General features: G+C 72.7%; 18 protein-coding genes. 5 read left to right on the top strand and 13 right to left on the bottom strand.

The genetic code is table 11. From position 1 onward, the window contains the following. Nucleotides 1-66 precede the first annotated feature (66 nt). The 4 genes from dapA to ACFVS8_RS07300 all read right to left on the bottom strand — a co-directional run bounded on the left by dapA (nt 67) and on the right by ACFVS8_RS07300 (nt 3,679). The gene (gene dapA / locus ACFVS8_RS07315) at nt 67-1,041 is read right to left on the bottom strand and encodes a 4-hydroxy-tetrahydrodipicolinate synthase (RefSeq protein ID WP_387059594.1); all 975 of its coding nucleotides are present in this window, start codon (nt 1,039-1,041) and stop codon (nt 67-69) included. Between the two features lie 173 nt (nt 1,042-1,214). After that, nucleotides 1,215-2,066 carry a DUF559 domain-containing protein gene (locus ACFVS8_RS07310; RefSeq protein ID WP_387059592.1) on the bottom strand — a complete coding sequence of 284 codons (852 nt, stop codon included), beginning with the start codon at nt 2,064-2,066 and terminating at the stop codon, nt 1,215-1,217. 216 nt (nt 2,067-2,282) lie between these two features. Next, a complete protein-coding gene (locus tag ACFVS8_RS07305) occupies nt 2,283-2,873 on the bottom strand; it encodes a dihydrofolate reductase (protein ID WP_387059589.1) in 591 nt (196 codons plus the stop codon). Beyond that, complete coding sequence (locus ACFVS8_RS07300) at nt 2,870-3,679, bottom strand: thymidylate synthase (RefSeq protein ID WP_387059586.1); 810 nt, start codon at nt 3,677-3,679, stop codon at nt 2,870-2,872. Before ACFVS8_RS07300 ends, ACFVS8_RS07305 begins: the two co-directional genes overlap by 4 nt. A gap of 204 nt (nt 3,680-3,883) precedes the next feature. Between ACFVS8_RS07300 and ACFVS8_RS07295 the strand changes: the two genes are divergently transcribed. The 4 genes from ACFVS8_RS07295 to ACFVS8_RS07280 all read left to right on the top strand — a co-directional run bounded on the left by ACFVS8_RS07295 (nt 3,884) and on the right by ACFVS8_RS07280 (nt 6,320). Continuing rightward, complete coding sequence (locus tag ACFVS8_RS07295; RefSeq protein ID WP_387059583.1) at nt 3,884-4,393, top strand: TlpA family protein disulfide reductase; 510 nt, start codon at nt 3,884-3,886, stop codon at nt 4,391-4,393. Continuing rightward, the gene (locus ACFVS8_RS07290; protein ID WP_387059580.1) at nt 4,380-4,877 is read left to right on the top strand and encodes a DUF4395 domain-containing protein; all 498 of its coding nucleotides are present in this window, start codon (nt 4,380-4,382) and stop codon (nt 4,875-4,877) included. Before ACFVS8_RS07295 ends, ACFVS8_RS07290 begins: the two co-directional genes overlap by 14 nt. Before the next feature lie 113 nt (nt 4,878-4,990). Then, nucleotides 4,991-5,416 carry an OsmC family peroxiredoxin gene (locus tag ACFVS8_RS07285; RefSeq protein WP_387059577.1) on the top strand — a complete coding sequence of 142 codons (426 nt, stop codon included), beginning with the start codon at nt 4,991-4,993 and terminating at the stop codon, nt 5,414-5,416. Nucleotide 5,417: 1 nt separating this feature from the next. Beyond that, nucleotides 5,418-6,320, top strand: coding sequence for a TIGR01777 family oxidoreductase (locus ACFVS8_RS07280; protein WP_387059574.1), 903 nt, complete (start codon nt 5,418-5,420; stop codon nt 6,318-6,320). Here the strand turns inward: ACFVS8_RS07280 and ACFVS8_RS07275 are convergent. Beyond that, nucleotides 6,295-6,732 carry a hypothetical protein gene (locus ACFVS8_RS07275; RefSeq protein ID WP_387059571.1) on the bottom strand — a complete coding sequence of 146 codons (438 nt, stop codon included), beginning with the start codon at nt 6,730-6,732 and terminating at the stop codon, nt 6,295-6,297. The genes ACFVS8_RS07280 and ACFVS8_RS07275 overlap by 26 nt on opposite strands. A 25-nt stretch (nt 6,733-6,757) precedes the next feature. Then, nucleotides 6,758-7,567 carry a 4-hydroxy-tetrahydrodipicolinate reductase gene (dapB, locus tag ACFVS8_RS07270; RefSeq protein WP_387059568.1) on the bottom strand — a complete coding sequence of 270 codons (810 nt, stop codon included), beginning with the start codon at nt 7,565-7,567 and terminating at the stop codon, nt 6,758-6,760. Between the two features lie 38 nt (nt 7,568-7,605). On the opposite strand from dapB, the gene ACFVS8_RS07265 reads away from it, so the two are divergent. Further along, nucleotides 7,606-8,142 carry a GNAT family N-acetyltransferase gene (locus ACFVS8_RS07265; protein ID WP_387059565.1) on the top strand — a complete coding sequence of 179 codons (537 nt, stop codon included), beginning with the start codon at nt 7,606-7,608 and terminating at the stop codon, nt 8,140-8,142. Between the two features lie 114 nt (nt 8,143-8,256). On the opposite strand, the gene ACFVS8_RS07260 is transcribed toward ACFVS8_RS07265, so the two are convergent. From ACFVS8_RS07260 to ACFVS8_RS07230, 7 genes are all read right to left on the bottom strand, one after another. Continuing rightward, the gene (locus tag ACFVS8_RS07260; protein ID WP_387059562.1) at nt 8,257-8,859 is read right to left on the bottom strand and encodes a histidine phosphatase family protein; all 603 of its coding nucleotides are present in this window, start codon (nt 8,857-8,859) and stop codon (nt 8,257-8,259) included. A 32-nt stretch (nt 8,860-8,891) separates the two neighbouring features. Next, nucleotides 8,892-10,277: a M16 family metallopeptidase gene (locus ACFVS8_RS07255; protein WP_387059559.1), complete on the bottom strand. Its 1,386-nt coding sequence runs from the start codon at nt 10,275-10,277 to the stop codon at nt 8,892-8,894. 119 nt (nt 10,278-10,396) lie between these two features. Further along, complete coding sequence (locus ACFVS8_RS07250) at nt 10,397-11,509, bottom strand: aldo/keto reductase (RefSeq protein ID WP_387059556.1); 1,113 nt, start codon at nt 11,507-11,509, stop codon at nt 10,397-10,399. A gap of 170 nt (nt 11,510-11,679) precedes the next feature. Further along, entirely contained in the window at nt 11,680-12,513 is an 834-nt protein-coding gene (locus ACFVS8_RS07245; protein ID WP_387059553.1) for an HpcH/HpaI aldolase/citrate lyase family protein, read from the bottom strand. Further along, nucleotides 12,510-13,076, bottom strand: a complete 567-nt coding sequence (locus ACFVS8_RS07240) for a MaoC family dehydratase (protein ID WP_387059550.1) — start codon at nt 13,074-13,076, stop codon at nt 12,510-12,512. The genes ACFVS8_RS07245 and ACFVS8_RS07240 overlap by 4 nt, the downstream gene beginning before the upstream one ends. A gap of 9 nt (nt 13,077-13,085) precedes the next feature. Next, nucleotides 13,086-14,273, bottom strand: coding sequence for an acyl-CoA dehydrogenase family protein (locus ACFVS8_RS07235; RefSeq protein ID WP_387059547.1), 1,188 nt, complete (start codon nt 14,271-14,273; stop codon nt 13,086-13,088). Continuing rightward, the gene (locus ACFVS8_RS07230; protein ID WP_387059544.1) at nt 14,263-16,458 is read right to left on the bottom strand and encodes an acetyl/propionyl/methylcrotonyl-CoA carboxylase subunit alpha; all 2,196 of its coding nucleotides are present in this window, start codon (nt 16,456-16,458) and stop codon (nt 14,263-14,265) included. The genes ACFVS8_RS07235 and ACFVS8_RS07230 overlap by 11 nt, the downstream gene beginning before the upstream one ends. Nucleotides 16,459-16,624: the final 166 nt, after the last annotated feature.

Raw genomic sequence — 16,624 nt, 5'->3', positions numbered from 1 at the left:
TGTGACCGGCGGATGTCTCGGGACGGAGGTCGGTGCGCACGGCGGCGCGTCGCGACATCCGCTCGTCTATCGGGTGGTGCCTGCGACCTTCGGCAGCGCGCCGCCGGCGGCGGCGTTGCGGTCGGGTCGGAAGTTGCGGAAGTCGACGCCCTCGATGCCGCGCACGAGGTCGATCTCGTCTTCGATGAGCGCGGCCTCCCACTCTTCAGGGCCGACGAGCGGCAGGCGCACGCGCGGGCTCGAGATGCGGCCGAGGCCGTGCAGGATGTACTTCGCCGCGACGGTGCCGGGCACGTGCGTCATGACCGCGCGCACGAGCGGCTCGAGTTGCTGGTGCGCGGCCGTCGCGGCGACGAGGTCGCCCCGGTTCACGGCGTCGACCATGGTGCGGTACGGCGCGGGCGCGATGTTCGCGGTGACGCCGATGAGCCCCGTCGCACCGATCGAGAGGTGCGGCAGCGCGTTGGCGTCGTCGCCCGAGAAGTACATGAGGTCGGTCTGGTTGAGCACCCGGCTGACCTCGGAGAAGTCGCCCTTGGCGTCTTTGACGGCCAGGATGTTCGGGTGCTTGGCGAGCCGCAGGATCGTCTCGTACTTGATCGGCACGCCCGTGCGCCCCGGGATGTCGTAGAGGATCACGGGCAGGTCGGTCGCGTCGGCGACCATGCGGAAGTGCGTGAGGATGCCCGCCTGGGTGGGCTTGTTGTAGTACGGCGTGACGATCATGATGCCGTCGGCGCCGGCCTGCTCGGAGTGCTTGTAGAGCTCGATCGCGTGCGCGGTCTCGTTCGAGCCGCCGCCCGTGATGATCTTCGCGCGGCCCGCGGCCACGTCTCTGCCGACCTCGACGAGGCGGATCTTCTCGGGGTCGGTCAGCGTGCTGGTCTCACCCGTGGTGCCCGTCACGACGATGCCGTCGGCGCCGCCCTCGATCAGGTGGTCGATGTGCTTCTCGACCCCGGGCCAATCGACCTCGCCGTCAGCCGTGAACGGCGTGACGAGCGCGACGAGTACCTGTCCGAAGGGGTTTTCCTGAGTCACGCCCTCAAGGCTATCGGGTCGGGCGGATGCCGCGTGGCGCCGTGTCGCCGGGCGTCGCGTTGGGCGGGCGGCGCTACGCGGGCTCCGGAATGTCGCCGATCGACCGGGACACGCCGCGTGGATCGGCGATCGTCCGGCGCGGCGGAGCACCGTGACGACATCTCGGAGTCGGCTCACCCCGCCGCTGGCCGCCGCGACCGATGCAGTCCCAGGTCGATCGTCGTGAGGATCGCGGAGAGCACGGTCGGCCAGTCGTGCATGACGAGTGCGTAGTCGAACCGAAGGGTCGTGAAGCCGAGGCCCGCGGCGATCGCGTCTCGGACGAGATCCTTGTGCCGCATCGAGGGCCCGTCGTGGTTCGCCCTGCCGTCGACCTCGAGGATGACCCGATCGCCGAGCAGGAAGTCGACCCGACCGACTCCTGCGATCGAGACCTGGGAGCGCAGATCGATGCCGTGCTCGCGAAGCCGCAACCGCAGCAGCGACTCGAGGCCGCTGTCGGCGTCGTCCCTCGCCACGTCGAGCATCCACCGAGCACGCGCGGGGAGCCTCCGCTGCAGATCCTCCAGCATCGCCGGCGGAACCAGCCGCTGCCGGAGCGCCGACTCGAGCGCCACGAAGAAGGCCTCGTCGCCACGGCACGCGAACAGCTGCAGGAGGGTCCTCACGCACGTGGTCGTGCGGCCGAGGCGCACCCCGCTCACGCGGTGGGTCACGCAGCGGCATCCGTCGTGCGCGTGGACGCGGTCGCCTGCGGCGACGGCGATGTGCGGAACGTCGTCGACGTCGAGCACCCACAACCCGAGCAGCCTCGCGGCGGTGACGCACCCGGGCACTCCCCCGTGCGCTGCCGCCACGACGAGTTCTCGCGGGGCACCCGCGACGGCGTAGACGCCCTGCCGCACGCGATCGATCGTTCCGCTTCGGAGGGCAAGGCGGATCGCGTGCTGTCCGATGCCGCGTCGGTGCAGGTCGGCGGTGCGGGCGAGCGGAAGGTCATGGAAGGCTCGGCGGACCGGATGCATGTCTGCACTGTGGCAGCCTGCCGCCGAACCGCGCCGAGTTGCGCACGAATCCGTGGGCTGTCGAGACGCGGTCGGGTTCGGGAGGATGAGTCGCCGGTCTCCGAGCTGTCATCCCGATCCCGTGCCACGCCGACTACGCCTCGGAACACACGGCGTGTCTCGCCCGACCCGCGACATTTCGGAGGGGACCCCGGGCTCGGTCAGGCCCGGGCTCGGTCAGGCGCGGGTGTACGTGACGAACCGGTAGCGGATGCCGCTGGCAGACGTCTGCTCGTCGCCGCGCGACGCAGCGAACTCGGTGCCGACGGGCGGCGCCAGCACGTCGCCCGGCGCGGGCGCGAAGCCGCCGTCGGAGTGGCGCAGCTCGGTCACCTCGAGGCGGTCGGCCAGGCCGATGAACGCGCGGAACAGCTCGGACCCGCCGATGACCCAGACCCGCTCGACGTCGCCCGCCGCGGCGAGCGCGGCATCGATCGAGGCCGCGACCTCTGCGCCGTCGGCGAGCCAGTCGGCCTGCCGGGTCACGACGAGGTTGCGCCGCCCGGGCAGCGGCCGGTAGCGCGGGTTCAGCGAGTCCCAGGTCTTGCGCCCCATGACGACGGGAGCGCCGAGGGTCACGGCCTTGAAGTGCGCGAGGTCTTCGGGCACGTGCCACGGCATGCCGCCGTCGCGGCCGATGACGCCGCCCTCGGCCTCGGCCCAAACGAGCCCGATCGCGGGACGGATCGGGCCGGCGGCAGCGCCGGCACCCGTGGAGACCGAGTGCTCGACGGGCGACGCCGACCCCGCGGCATCCGCTGCGCTCATACGGCGACGGCGCCGCGGATGGCGGGGTGGTGCTGGTAGTCGACGACCTCGAAGTCGTCGTACTCGTAGTCGAAGATCGAGTCGGGCGTGCGGGTCAGTCGCAGCGTCGGCGGCGCGAACGGCTCGCGCTCCAGCTGGAGCCGCACCTGCTCGACGTGGTTGTCGTAGATGTGGCAGTCGCCGCCCGTCCAGACGAAGTCGCCGACCTCGAGCCCGGTCTGCGCGGCGATCATGTGCGTGAGCAACGCGTACGACGCGATGTTGAACGGCACGCCGAGGAACAGGTCGGCGCTGCGCTGGTAGAGCTGGCACGACAGCCTGCCGTCGGCGACGTAGAACTGGAAGAGCGCGTGGCAGGGCGCGAGCGCCATGTCGGGGATGTCGGCCGGGTTCCACGCCGAGACGATGAGGCGGCGCGAATCGGGGTTCGTGCGGATCTGCTCGACGACCTCGGCGATCTGGTCGATCGTCTCGCCGTTCTCGGTCGGCCACGATCGCCACTGCACGCCGTAGACGGGCCCGAGCTCACCGTCGGCGTCGGCCCACTCGTCCCAGATGGTGACGCCGTGCTCGCGCAGCCAGCCGACGTTCGACTCGCCGCGGAGGAACCAGAGCAGCTCGTACGCGATCGACTTGAAGTGCACGCGCTTGGTGGTCACGAGCGGGAACCCCTGCGAGAGGTCGAACCGCAGCTGGCGCCCGAACACGCTGGTGGTGCCCGTGCCGGTGCGGTCGGTCTTGCGCGCGCCGTGCTCGAGCACGTCGCGCAGGAGGTCTTCGTACGGGGTGCTGATCGTCTCGGACATCGCATCGATGCTATCCCGGCCGGCCGACATCGCGGCCGCGACTCGAGGGTTCGGCGAGCGGATGCCGCGGGGCGGCGCCGTGGGCGCAGCGACCGCGCGGCGGGCGCGGCGGGCGCGGCGCGCGAGCGGCGGGTGCCGCGACATCCGCCGTCATCCGTCGTCACACTCGCCGCCCGGCTCCGTGGGCGCTCGTAGCCTTGGCGCATGGACTGGCAGGCGGCGCTCATCGCGGGCCTCGGCCTGCCCGCGATCGCCACGGTGCTCGGGCTCGTCTGGAAGGCCCGCACGGGGCGCGTCCGAGCCGTCGCGGCGCCGCCCGTGCCGGCTCGCGTCGACCGAGCCACCTCCTCGGTCGCGGAGACGGATGCCGCGGCCACCCGCCGCACGTCTGCCGCCGCGCTCGGACTCGACCACGACGAACTCGGCGCCGACGCGACGCTCGTGCAGTTCTCGACCGAGTTCTGCAGCCGCTGCCCGGCGACGGCCCGGCAGCTCGCCGGCATCGCCGACGACTACGCCGGCGTGCGCCATGTCGAGATCGACCTCACGCACCGCGCCGATCTCGCCGACCGCTTCCACGTGCGGCAGACGCCGACGACCCTGATCCTGCGCGCCGACGGAACCACCACCGCGCGCATCGGCGGCGTGCCGCGACCCGCGGCCGTGCGCACCGAACTCGAGACCCTCATCGGGAGCCCCCATGTCGCATCCTGACCCCGTCGACGCCGATCGCGCCGCAGCCGCCCCCGGAGCGCCGGCCGGCATCGACCCGCGCGCGCCCCGGTTCTCGGCCGCGATCACGGCCGTGCTGCTGCTCGCGGTCGTCGTGCTCTCGGTCGCCGGCCTCGACGTCACCGCGTGGGCCCTGCTCACCGCGCTCTCGGCGCTCTTCCTCTGGGGCGCGGTCGCCGGGGTGAAGCGGCATCCGTTCGGCGTGCTCTTCCGCACGTTCGTGCGCCCGAGGCTGGCCCCGCCCGCCGAACTCGAGGACCCCCGACCGCCGACCTTCGCGCAGCTCGTCGGCTTCATCGTGACGATCGTCGGCGTGGTGCTCGGCCTCGTCGGCGTCGAGTACGCGGTCGCGATCGCGGCCGGCTTCGCGTTCGTCGCGGCGTTCCTGAACGCGGTCTTCGACTTCTGCCTCGGATGCCAGGTCTACCTGCTGCTCGTGCGCGCCCGCCTCGTGCAGCGGGCCTGACCCCGACCGTTCGACCGCCGCCCGACCGACGCGCGCCGCCGACGCGAGATCGCCCTGCCGTTCGGCGAGGCACCCGGGCTAGGCTGAAGGCTCCGGCTCGACGAGGAGGACCCATGGCCGTCACGAGTGAATCGACCACCGTCTGGACCGGCACGCTCGCCGGTGGTTCGGGCACGACGAAGCTCGACTCCTCCGGAGTCGCCCAGTTCCCGGTGAACTGGAAGGCGCGCTCCGAGGGCGAAGCCGGCACCACGAACCCCGAGGAGCTGCTCGGAGCCGCGCACTCGTCGTGCTACTCGATGGCGCTCGCGCACGCCCTGACCGGTGCGGGGCACGCGCCCGAGTCGATCCAGACGACGGCCGCGGTGACGTTCGAGGCCGGCCGCGGCGTGCTCGGCAGCCACCTGCTCGTGAGCGCGCGCGTCCCCGGCCTCACCGAGGCGGAGTTCGAGGCGTTCGCTGAAGACGCCAAGGCGAACTGCCCGATCTCGAAGGCCCTCGCCGGCATCCCGATCACGATCGAAGCCGAGCTCGCCTGACGTGCGGGTCCTGATCGCCGGAGCGTCCGGCTTCATCGGCACGGCGCTCGTCGAGCGCCTCGCCGCCGATGGGCACGACGTGCTCCGCCTGGTGCGCCGCCGGACCACGTCGCCCGACGAGGTGACCTGGTCGCCGGCGGCGGGCATCATCGACTTCACGGTCATGGACCGCGTCGACGCCGTGATCAACCTGTCGGGCGCCTCGCTCTCGCACCTGCCGTGGACGAAGTCCTATCGCGGCGAGATCCTCGAGTCGCGCGTGACCGCGACGCGGACGCTGGCCGACGCCATGCGCAAGGCGCGCACGCCGCCCGCCGTCTTCCTGAGCGGCTCAGCGGTCGGCTACTACGGCAACCGGCCTGGCGAGCTGCTCGCCGAAGGCTCCCCGGCCGGCAACGGGTTCCTCGCCGACATCGTCGAGCGATGGGAGAAGACCGCCGCGCTCGCGCCGCACGAGACGCGCACGGTCAACCTGCGCACGGGCCTCGTGATCGGGCGCGGCGGGGCGATGAAGCCGGTCGGCCTGATGACGAAGCTCGGCGTCTCGGCACGGCTCGGCACCGGCGGACAGCACTGGCCGTGGGTCGCGCTCGACGACGAGGTGTCGGCGATCGTGCACCTGCTCGACTCGCCGCTCGTCGGACCGGTCAACATCGTGGGGCCGACCCCCGCGACCGCCGACCGCGTCATGGCGGCCATGGCCGAACGCATGCACCGGCCCTATGCGCTCGCCGTTCCCGAGCGCATGCTCAACCTGGCGCTCGGGCAGGCCGCCGACGATCTGCTGCTCGCGAGCGCGAAGGTCGTGCCGCAGCGGCTCGCCGACGACGGGTTCGTGTTCGCGCACGGGACCGTCGAGTCCGCGATCGACGCGATGCTCAGCGCGCCCGCTCGAGCTCGATAGCCCTGCGCACCGCACGGCGTGCGCGGCGGCGGTCGCCTGCGGCGTCGTAGGCCATGCCGAGCCGCATCCAGGCGCGCCACGAGTCGGGCTCGGCCTCCGCCTCGGTGCGGAACCGGTCGAACTCGGCGTCGGCCGATGCCCGATCGGCGCGCCCGCTCGGCGTGGTCGCGATGCCGAGGTCGGTCGCGCCCTCGGCCTCGAGGGTCTGCACGAGCCGCTGCGAGCGGACGCCGAACGAGACCTCGCGCCAGATGGCCCACGCCGCGATGATCGGCAGCACGAGGAGCGCGACGCCCATGACGATCGCGATCGGCTCGCCCGTGCCCACGAACTGCACGGCGCGCCATCCGACGAGGGCCACGTAGATCGCGAGCAGCACGACCATCGAGATGGCGCCGATCTTGGCGCTCATGCGCGGCATCCGTTCGTCATGGGGGTCATTCGGATGCCGCGGCCGACGCCTCGGCCCCGGCCGGCGCGGTCGCCGGCGTCGGGGTCGGGCCGGCCGCGGGGAGGTCGAGGCCGAGCAGGGCGCCGAGGCCCACGGTCACGCCCGTGGCCTCGACGGCGCGGCGGAGCGCGAGCAGGATGCCGGCCTCGTAGGAGCTCGGCGACAGGGTCGAGTGCGCGATGGTGAGGGTCTCGCCGTCGCCGCCGAGCACGACGCGCTGCTCGGCGAGCAGGCCCGACATGCGCAGGCTGTGCACGGGCACGCCCGAGACGAGCTGACCGCGTGCGCGCTGGTCGGCGTGGGGCGCTTCGACGGGGCCTGCGGCGGCGCGGGCCTCGCCGATGAGCTCGGCGGTGCGCACCGCGGTGCCCGAGGGCGAGTCGACCTTGCCTGCGTGGTGGGCCTCGACGATCTCGATGGAGTCGAACCACGGCGCGGCGAGGGCGGCGAACGCGGTGCCGAGCGTGCTGCCGATCGAGAAGTTCGGGACGAACAGCACCGCGCCGGCCTCGTCGTGGCCCTTCACGAAGCGCTCGATCTCGGCGATGCGGTCGGCCGACCAGCCCGAGGTGCCGACCACGATCGGGATGCCGGCGCCCGTGGCGAACTCGACGATGCCCGCGCTCGCGGCCGGGTGCGTGACGTCGAGCACGACGTCGGCGCCGAGCAGCTCGTCGAGCTCGGACTTCGACGACAGCGCCGCGTGCAGTTGCATGTCGTCGGCCGCCTCGATGAGCGAGAGTGCCAGTTGCCCCATCTTGCCCGTGGCCCCGGCCACGGCGACCCGTTTCGTCACGTGCCTCACCCTACCAACCGCCGATTAGGCTGACCTGCATGCAGTCAGGAACGGTGCCGGCCTACCGAGCGGTGAACGTCAGCGGTGCGGAGGCGCACGGCATGCTCGAGGCGTACTTCGCCGAGCGGGCGGCCGGATTCCCCGTCGAGCAGGGCGAGTACCGCCCGACGTTCCCGACCGACGCCGCGTTCACCCCGCCCGACGGCGTGTTCCTCATCGTCGACGGCGAGCCGGCCGCATCCGACGGCGGGGCTCCGGATGCCACGGGGCCGACGGCCCTGGGCTGCGGCGGCATCAGGCGCATCGACGCCGACCCCGCCACGGGCCTCGTGCGCTACGAGGTCAAGCACCTGTGGCTCACGGATGCCGCGCGGGGCCGTGGCACCGGGCGTGCACTGCTCATCGAGCTCGAACGCCGCGCCCGCGCGTTCGGCGCCGAGGAGCTCGTGCTCGACACGAACGCGAGCCTCGCGGCCGCGGGCGGCCTCTACCGCTCGAGCGGATTCGTCGAGATTCCCCCGTACAACGACAACCCGAACGCGACGACCTGGTTCGCGAAGCGGCTCGTCGGCTGAGTCGGGCGACGCGACCGCGGTCGCACCGACGCCGCGCGGAGACATCCGGCATCAGACATCCGGCATCGGGCGGACGGACTGACGCGAGGCGACACACCGGCGCGGGAAGCCGCGTCAGACCGCGAACGGCTCTGGCAGCCCCGTGCGCAGCTCGAAGGGCAGGTGCGCCAGGTCGTTGTGCACGACGAGGTTCCACGGGCGGCCGGACTTCTGGGTGAGCACGGTGAGGCCGCAGTTCGCCTGGTTGATCGAGAGCCAGCGCCAGTCGGGGGCGCCGAGCACCTCGCGCACGAACCAGCCGATGACGAAGTTGTGCGTGATGAGCAGGTCGTGGCGGTCGTCGCGGTGCGAGCGCAGGAACTCCGAGGCGGCGTCTTCCATCTGGGCGGTGCCCGCCTCGATCTCGGCCTCGGTGACCGAGCCGAAGAACGCGTCGTAGGCCTTGGGCGTCGCGGGCGCGGGCCCCGACGGGATGCAGTCGAAGAGCAGGGCCGACGGCTCGGGCGAGAGCGCGGGCATCTTCGCCGCGATGATCTCGGCCGTCTCGGTCGCGCGCTGCAGCGGCGAGTGCCAGGCGTTGTCGAACGGGATGCCGCCGAGCCGCTCGGCGAGGAGCTCCGCCTGACGGCGGCCGCGCGGCGAGAGCGGGCCGTCCTGCAGCCCGTGCTCGGCGTCGAGCTGTTCGCCGTGGCGGACGAGGTAGAGGTGGTGTGGCACGATGCGCTTCCTGTGGTGGTCGGGTCGGCGGCCTAGGCTGCGTCAGAGGTCGGTGGAAGGTCGATCGTGTTCGCGAAGTCGGCCTCGTCGGCAGCGCCGACGGCGACGAGCGAGAACGGCCGGGAGGCGAGGTCGGCGGCGAGCTCGCGCACGTCGTCGGCGGAGACCCTGGCGATGCGCCGCAGCGCCTCGTCGAGGTCGACGAACTCGCCGAGCGTGAGCTCGGCTCGGCCGAGCCGCGACATCCGCGTGTCGGAGTCCTCGAGCGCGAGGGCGGATGCCCCGGCGAGCTGCCCGGAGGCGCGGCGCAGCTCCTCGGGCGTGATGCCGTCGCCCGCGAGGCGTTCGAGCTCGGAGCGCATGAGCTCGGCGACCGTGGGCGCCTTCGACGGCGCGCATCCGGCGTACATGCCGAAGAGTCCGGCGTCGGAGTACGCGGGCGCGAAGGAGTACACGGCGTAGGCGAGCCCCCGCCGCTCGCGCACCTCCTGGAAGAGGCGCGACGACATGCCCGAGCCGAAGACGGTGTTGAGCACGCTCATGGCGGAGCGACGCTCGTCGGTCGCGACGAGGCCCTGCGTGCCGAGCATGAGGTTGACCTGCTCGATGGGGCGCTGCACGACCGTGAGCTCTCGGGGCGCGGCCAGCACCCCGACCTCGACCGCACGGCGCTCGACCGGCACGGCCTCGACCGAGAGATCCCACCCGCCGGCCGTCAACGCGACCTGCAGCGCGGCGACGAGCTCGTCGTGGTCGACCGCGCCGGCGGCCGTGACCACCAGGTCGTTCGGCCGGTAGTTCGCGGCGTAGTGCTCGAAGACGGCCTCGCGCGTCGCCCGGTTGATCGTGTCGGGGCTGCCGCCGATCGGCCGGCCGAGCGGGTGCTCGCCGAGCACCGCCTCGAAGAAGCGCTCGTTCGCGACGTCGCCCGGGTCGTCGCCCGCCATCGAGAGCTCCTCGAGGATCACGCCGCGCTCGTTGTCGAACTCGACGGGGTCGAGCAGCGACGACGTGAACATGTCGGAGAGCACCTCGACCGCCATCGGCAGGTCGCGGTCCTGCACCTTGGCGTAGTAGCAGGTGTACTCCTTGGCCGTGAGCGCGTTGTGCTCGCCGCCGACGGCGTCGAAGGAGATCGCGATGTCGAGCGCGGTGCGCGTGGGCGTGCCCTTGAAGAGCAGGTGCTCGAGGAAGTGCGTCGACCCGAACGTGGCCGGGTGCACCGGGCCGGCCGCGGTCTCGTCGCGCGACCCCACGGCCACCCAGAACCCGATCGTCGCGCTGCGGCTGCCCGGCATGTGCTCGGTGAGCACGCGCACGCCCGAGGGCAGGATGCTGCGTCGCACGAGCGCGTCGCCGGCAGCGGTGAAGGAGAGTTCGGCAGTGCCGAGCGGGAGGTCGACGGCGCCGGTGTTCATCCCTTCCACCCTAGGCCACCGCGTCTCGGTTCGCTCGGCGACCCGCGCTGCCGACCGCCCCCGGCCCCCGCGGGCGCTCGAGCCGGGGCGATCGCGCCGATCCCGCCGGCCGGCGGTCGTCAGTGCGAGGCGCGGTCGAGCTCCACGAGCTCCGATCGGTGCAGCTCGACGGATGCCGCGGCGATGAGCGCGTCGACCTGATCGGCCGACGTCGCGCTCACCACTGGGGCGACCACGCCCGGCTTCGCGAGCAGCCACGCCAGTGCGATGGTCGCGGGCGCGACGCCGTGGGCCTCGGCGATCTGGTCGAGCGCGGCGAGCACGCGCAGCCCGCGTCGGCCGAGGTGGGCGCCCGCGCGCTCGCCCCTGGCGTCGTGCCGCACGTCGCTGCGGCGACGGATGCCGCCGGCGAGGAACCCGTTCGCGAGCGCGAAGTACGGCATGAGCGCGAGGCCCTGCGCGTGCGCCACGAGCTCGGTCGCGCCCTCGAATCCGTGGCGCTCCATGAGGCTGTACCTGGTCGTGAGCGCCTGGAACCTCGGCAGCCCGTTGGCCGCGAGCACGCGCGCCTCGATGAGGCGCTCGGGCCCGAAGTCGCTCGCGCCGACGGCGCGCACCTTGCCGGCCTCGACGAGTGCGCCGACCGCGCCGAGCGATTCCTCGAGCGGGATCTCGGTGTCTTCGCCGTGCAGGAACAGCACGTCGATCCGGTCGGTGCCGAGCCGCTGCAGGCTCGCGTCGACCGCGGCGCGGATGGCGAGCGGAGCGAGCCCCGGCAGATCCTGGTTGCGGCCGACCTTCGTCATCACGTGCATGCGGTCGCGCGATCCGCGCGAGGCCATCCACGCGCCGATGATGGATTCGCTGCGCCCTGCGGCGTAGCTGTCGGCGGTGTCGATGAGGTCGCCGCCCGTGCCGGCGAACCGGTCGAGCACTGCGAACGCGTCTTCCGAGCCGAGGGTCCAGCCGAACGTGCTGCCCCCGATCGCGAGCCGGTGCACGCTCATGTCGGTCTCGCCGAGCCGCGCCCGGAGCGGAACGTAGATGGGGCCGGAGAACATGTTGCTCGACACGACCTCCGCGCGATGCGCCGGCGTGCGGGGCTCGTCGATGAGCGCCGTGCCGTGCGCATCCGCATGCTGGAATGCGTCGTGTTCCGCGATCGCGACCGTCGAGCCGTGATCCGATTCACGGTGACCGTCGCGCCCCCCTGCCAAGTGCCGTCTCGCCACTTCTCCTCCTCCCCAGGATTGCAATGAGAATACGTTGACTTCCGCGTATTTCCGGGGAACTCGGGGTGAACCGTTACCGAATCGTTTCGGCGGGTCCCCCGAACGGATGACAAATGATGCCTCCGCAGGTATGGTTCGGAGCCGCTGCCCCGATCGGATCGGATGCCGCGTCAGCTCGCCGGCGGCGTCTCGGCGCGCCGCACCAGGGCCTCGGCCTGGCGCAGCACCGGCCCGTCGACCATCGTGCCGCGGAAGGCGAAGACCCCGTGCTCGCCGTTCGCGGCGGCGAGCACGGCGCGCGCCCACTCGAGCTGCTCGGCATCGGGCCGGTAGGCGTCGCGGACGGTCTCGACCTGCGACGGATGGATGCAGGCGGTGGCCGCGAATCCCAGCGCGGCGGCGTCGCGGGCTTCGTCGGCGAGTCCGTCGAGGTCGGCGATGTCGAGGTGCACGGCGTCGACGGCCGCGGCCCCGTGCGCCGCGGCGGCGAGCTGCACGTGCGCCCTGGCGTGCGCGGCGACCCCGCGATAGGCGCGCCCTGCACCCTCGTGCCTGCTCGACGATCCGCCGAGCGAGGCGACGAGGTCTTCGGCGCCCCACATGAGCGCCGACACGTTCGGCAGGGCGGCGACGGCCTCAGCGGCGAGCACGCCGCGGGCCGTCTCGCAGAGGGCGATCACCTCGAACGGCTCGAGCTCGACGAGGTCGGCCGTGCCCTCGCACTTGGCCAGCATGACCGTGCGGTACGACGTGCCCGCGAGCATGGCGACATCGGCGGCGAACGCCTCGGTCGACGCCGGGTTCACGCGCACGATCACGCGTTCGGGATCGAGGGCGGATGCCGCGACCGCGCGTCGCGCGTCGGCCTTCGCCTCGAGCGCCACCGCGTCTTCGAGGTCGAGGATCACGGCGTCGGCGCGTTCGACGGCCTTCGCGAATCGGTCGGGCCGGTCGGCCGGGCAGAAGAGCAGGGCCGGGCCGAAGCGGAACGGCGGCCGGGTCATCCGCTCGCCCCATCGCTCGACCTCGCCGGTGCGCCCGTCGCACCGCGCTGCCCGGAGCCGCGCTCCCCAGCCTCGCGCGTGTGCACCAGCATCGTGCGCGAGGCCGTCGCGACGACGACGCCGTGCTGGTTGCGCGCGGTGTGCTCGAGCACGACGACGCCCTCGCCCGGGCGCGAGTTCGACAGCCGCTTCGAGGCGACGACCGACTCGCCGTACAGGGTGTCGCCGACGAAGACGGGGTTCGGGAAGGCGACCTCGCCGAATCCGAGGTTCGCGACGAGCGTGCCCTGGGTGAGCTGCCCGACCGACTGGCCGACGAGCGTCGACAGCGTGAAGAGGGAGTTCACGAGGATGCGGCCGAAGGGCTGCGTCGCCGACCACGCCGCGTCGAGGTGCAGCGGCTGCGGGTTCATCGTGAGCGTGGTGAAGAGCACGTTGTCGGCCTCGGTCACGGTGCGTCCGGGGCGGTGCAGGTAGCGCACGCCCTCCTCGAACTCCTCGAACCAGAGCCCCCGCTGCACGACCTCGCGCATCGGCTGCGCCTCGCCCGCGGCATCCGTCATCGCCTGCTCCTAGCCCACCGGCACGAGCTGCTCGGCGCCGATGCCGAGCTCCCGCGTGATGATCATGAGCTGCACCTCGGTGGTGCCCTCGCCGATCTCGAGGATCTTCGAGTCGCGGTAGTGCCGCGCCACGGCGTTCTCGTTCATGAAGCCGTAGCCGCCGAAGATCTGCGTCGCGTCGCGCGCGTTGTCCATGGCCGCCTCCCCGCACACCATCTTGGCGATGGATGCCTCGAGCGTGAAGGGCTTGCCGGCATCGAGTTTGCGCGCGGCGTCGTGCCACGCGAGACGCGCCTGGTGCACGCGGGCCTGCATGCGGGCGATCTTGAACGCGATGTGCTGGTTCGACCCGATCGACGTGCCGAACACGCGTCGCTCGCCCGCGTAGCGCAGCGCCTCCTCGAGGCACCCCTGCGCGGCGCCGGTGGCGAGCGCGGCGAACGCGACCCGCCCCTCGTTCAGCGTGCGCAGGAAGTTCGCGTAGCCGCGTCCCCGTTCGCCCAGCAGGTTGCCGGCGGGCACGCGCACGTCGCGGAGCGTGAGCGGGTGCGTGTCGGAGGTGTGCCATCCGACCTTGTCATAGCTCGGCTCGACCGTGAAGCCCGGCGTGTCGTTCGGGACGATGATCGTCGAGAGCTCGGGCTTCGGCTCGCCGTCGCGGCCGATGCGCTGCCCGGTGACGGCGGTGATGGTCACGAATCGCGTGATGGGGGTGCCGGAGTTCGTGATGAACTGCTTCGAGCCGTTGATGATCCACTGCCCGCCGACGAGGTCGGCGGTGGTCGCCGTGGCGCCCGCATCGCTGCCGGCCCCCGCCTCGGTCAGCCCGAACCCCGCGAGCGCGCGGCCCGACACGAGGTCGGGCAGGTACTCGGCCTGCTGCTCGGGGGTGCCGTGCCGGTAGATCGGCATGACGCCGAGGCCCACGCCCGCCTCGAGCGTGACGCCGATCGACTGGTCGACGCGGCCCAGGGCCTCGACCGCGAGGCACAGCTGGAAGTAGGACTTGCCCTGACCGCCGACCTCCTTCGGGAACGGCAGCCCGAACAGCCCCATGTCGCCCATCTGCGCGATGATCTCCATCGGCAGGCGGCGCTGAGTGTCGTACTCGTAGGCGGCCGGGGCGACGACTCGGTCGGCGAAGTCGGCGACGTCGTCGGAGAGGCGCTGCTCCTCGTCGGTGAGGTCATACTGCATGCGTTGGCTCCTGTTCGTGTGCCTCCCGGGTCGCGGGAAGGGCGGATTCGGGTTCGGATGCTGCGTCGCGGGTCTCGCTCGCAGGTTCGATGCGCGCGACCGACTGGTCGCGCGAGACCAGGTCGCCGACGGATGCCGCGAGGCGCACGGTCCCGTCGGCGGTGGCGGTGATGCGGTGCTCCATCTTCATGGCCTCGATAGCGACGACAGGGTCGCCGGCCGCTACCCGGTCGCCGTCGGCGACGAAGACGGCGGTCACCGTGCCGGGCATCGGCGCGCGCAGTTCGGGGCTGAGCGCGACGCCGCCGCGCTCGGCGAGCGCCCGACGGGCCTCGGCGCGCGCTCGACGGTCGACGGGCGTGAACGCGGTCGTGCCCGCTCGGTCGTGCACCCAGACCGTGCCGTCGGCGGCGATGCGCACCACGGGCTCGGCCGCGCCCTGGTCGCGGTCGCCCGACGGAGTGGTAACGGCACCGGCACCCTCGGCGACCGCCGAGGCCTCAACGGCCTCGGCAGCCCCCGCCACCTCGACGATCTCGGACGGGTCGTCGCGCAGGGCGAGCAGCACGGTCGGCGGGCGATGCGCGCCGACGCGCCAGCCGGCGGCATCCGCCCAGGCTTCGGGGCCGTCGGATGCCGACGCGAGCGGCGCGCGGTCGCCGGCGGCACGGGCGGCGGCGGCACGGGTACGGGCGGCGAGCACGGCGGATGCGGCGGCGGCCAGCTGCTCGGGCCGCGGAGGCTCCGCGGCGGCCGGAGGCATCCGCTCGATGAGGTTCGTGTCGAGCGCGCCCGCCTGCACGTCGGGCTCGGCGATCAGCCGCCGCACGAACGAGAGGTTCGTGTCGACGCCGAGCACGACGGTCTCGGCGAGCGCGGCGTCGAGCCGGTCGAGCGCCCGGGCCCGATCGTCGCCGAACGCGATGACCTTCGCGAGCATGGGATCGTAGTCGGCCGTGATGCGCTGCCCGGTGCGGATGCCCCCGTCGACGCGCACGCCCTCGCCGGTCGGAGGCGCCCACTCGAGGAGCTCGCCCGTCGACGGCAGGAACCCGCGCTCGGGCGACTCGGCGTAGACGCGCGCCTCGATCGCGTGCCCGGTGAGGCGTACGTCGTGCTGCGCGAAGCCGAGCGGCTGGCCCGCGGCGATGCGCAACTGCTGCTCGACGAGGTCGATGCCCGTGACGAGCTCGGTGACGGGGTGCTCGACCTGCAGGCGGGTGTTCATCTCGATGAAGAAGAACTCGTCGGGGGCGACATCCGAGACCAGGAACTCGACCGTGCCGGCGCCGAGGTAGTCGACGCTGCGCGCGGCGTCGCAGGCCGCGCGGCCGATGCGCTCGCGCGTGGCCTCGTCGAGGAGCGGCGACGGAGCCTCCTCGACCACCTTCTGGTGGCGGCGCTGGAGCGAGCACTCGCGCTCGCCGAGGTGGATGACGGTGCCGAACGCGTCGGCGAGCACCTGCACCTCGATGTGCCTGGGCCGTTCGATGAGACGTTCGAGCAGCAGCGTGCCGTCGCCGAACGAGGTGCGGGCCACGCGCCGGGCTGCCGGGACGGCCGCGGCGAGCTCGGCCGCGTCGCGGGCGATCTGCATGCCCTTGCCTCCGCCGCCGGCCGAGGGCTTCACGAGCAGGGGGAAGCCGACGCGCTCGCCGGCGGCGAGCAGTGCGGCGTCGTCGGGCTCGGCGTGGTCCGCGGCCCGGGCGTCGCCGGGATCGCCGAGGTCGGCGTCGGAGACGCCGGGCACGACCGGCACGCCGGATACCGCGACGTGCGCCTTGGCGCGGATCTTGTCGCCCATGACGGCGAGCGCCTCGTCGCCGGGGCCGATGAAGACGATGCCGGCCTCGCGGCAGGCCTGGGCGAACCCGGCGTGCTCGGAGAGGAACCCGTAGCCCGGGTGCACGGCCTGCGCGCCGGTCTCGAGTGCGGCGGCGATGAGTCGGTCGGGGTCGAGGTAGCTCTGCGCCGCGGGCGGCGGACCGATGCGCACGGCCTCGTCGGCGAGACGCACGTGCGGGGCGTCGGCATCGGCATCGGAGAAGACGGCGATCGAGCGGATGCCGAGGCGACGCAGCGTGCGGATGACCCGGACCGCGATCTCGCCGCGGTTGGCGACGAGCACGCGCTCGAACGGACGCGCGCCGGCGTCGGTCGTGCCGGGCCGGGGATCGGAGTGCATGCCCATCTGCGTGCCGTCTGCCTCTCTGCAGGATGCACGCCGTCGAAACCGGTTAGCGTGCACTAACTGGATTCGATGTTAGTGACCACTAACTGAAATGGCAAGGACACGCCGGCGCTGCGTCGAGGAGGGAGCTCGGCGCGGACGGGGCTAGCGCTCGGCGCGG

It is taken from the genome of Agromyces sp. NPDC058110 (assembly GCF_042884735.1).
In the GTDB taxonomy this organism is placed as follows: Bacteria; Actinomycetota; Actinomycetes; order Actinomycetales; family Microbacteriaceae; genus Agromyces.
The sequence above is the reverse complement of the archived record's forward strand: the minus strand, read 5'-3'. Positions and strand labels throughout refer to the sequence as shown.

Excerpts from the sequence above, each read along its gene's own strand:
- ACFVS8_RS07310 (WP_387059592.1), bottom strand. The coding sequence starts at position 2,066 with ATGCATCCGGTCCGCCGAGCCTTCCATGACCTTCCGCTCGCCCGCACC.
- ACFVS8_RS07305 (WP_387059589.1), bottom strand. The coding sequence starts at position 2,873 with ATGAGCGCAGCGGATGCCGCGGGGTCGGCGTCGCCCGTCGAGCACTCG.
- ACFVS8_RS07300 (WP_387059586.1), bottom strand. The coding sequence starts at position 3,679 with ATGTCCGAGACGATCAGCACCCCGTACGAAGACCTCCTGCGCGACGTG.
- ACFVS8_RS07295 (WP_387059583.1), top strand. The coding sequence starts at position 3,884 with ATGGACTGGCAGGCGGCGCTCATCGCGGGCCTCGGCCTGCCCGCGATC.
- ACFVS8_RS07290 (WP_387059580.1), top strand. The coding sequence starts at position 4,380 with ATGTCGCATCCTGACCCCGTCGACGCCGATCGCGCCGCAGCCGCCCCC.
- ACFVS8_RS07285 (WP_387059577.1), top strand. The coding sequence starts at position 4,991 with ATGGCCGTCACGAGTGAATCGACCACCGTCTGGACCGGCACGCTCGCC.
- ACFVS8_RS07275 (WP_387059571.1), bottom strand. The coding sequence starts at position 6,732 with ATGAGCGCCAAGATCGGCGCCATCTCGATGGTCGTGCTGCTCGCGATC.
- ACFVS8_RS07265 (WP_387059565.1), top strand. The coding sequence starts at position 7,606 with ATGCAGTCAGGAACGGTGCCGGCCTACCGAGCGGTGAACGTCAGCGGT.
- ACFVS8_RS07255 (WP_387059559.1), bottom strand. The coding sequence starts at position 10,277 with ATGAACACCGGCGCCGTCGACCTCCCGCTCGGCACTGCCGAACTCTCC.
- ACFVS8_RS07245 (WP_387059553.1), bottom strand. The coding sequence starts at position 12,513 with ATGACCCGGCCGCCGTTCCGCTTCGGCCCGGCCCTGCTCTTCTGCCCG.
- ACFVS8_RS07240 (WP_387059550.1), bottom strand. The coding sequence starts at position 13,076 with ATGACGGATGCCGCGGGCGAGGCGCAGCCGATGCGCGAGGTCGTGCAG.
- ACFVS8_RS07235 (WP_387059547.1), bottom strand. The coding sequence starts at position 14,273 with ATGCAGTATGACCTCACCGACGAGGAGCAGCGCCTCTCCGACGACGTC.
- ACFVS8_RS07230 (WP_387059544.1), bottom strand. The coding sequence starts at position 16,458 with ATGCACTCCGATCCCCGGCCCGGCACGACCGACGCCGGCGCGCGTCCG.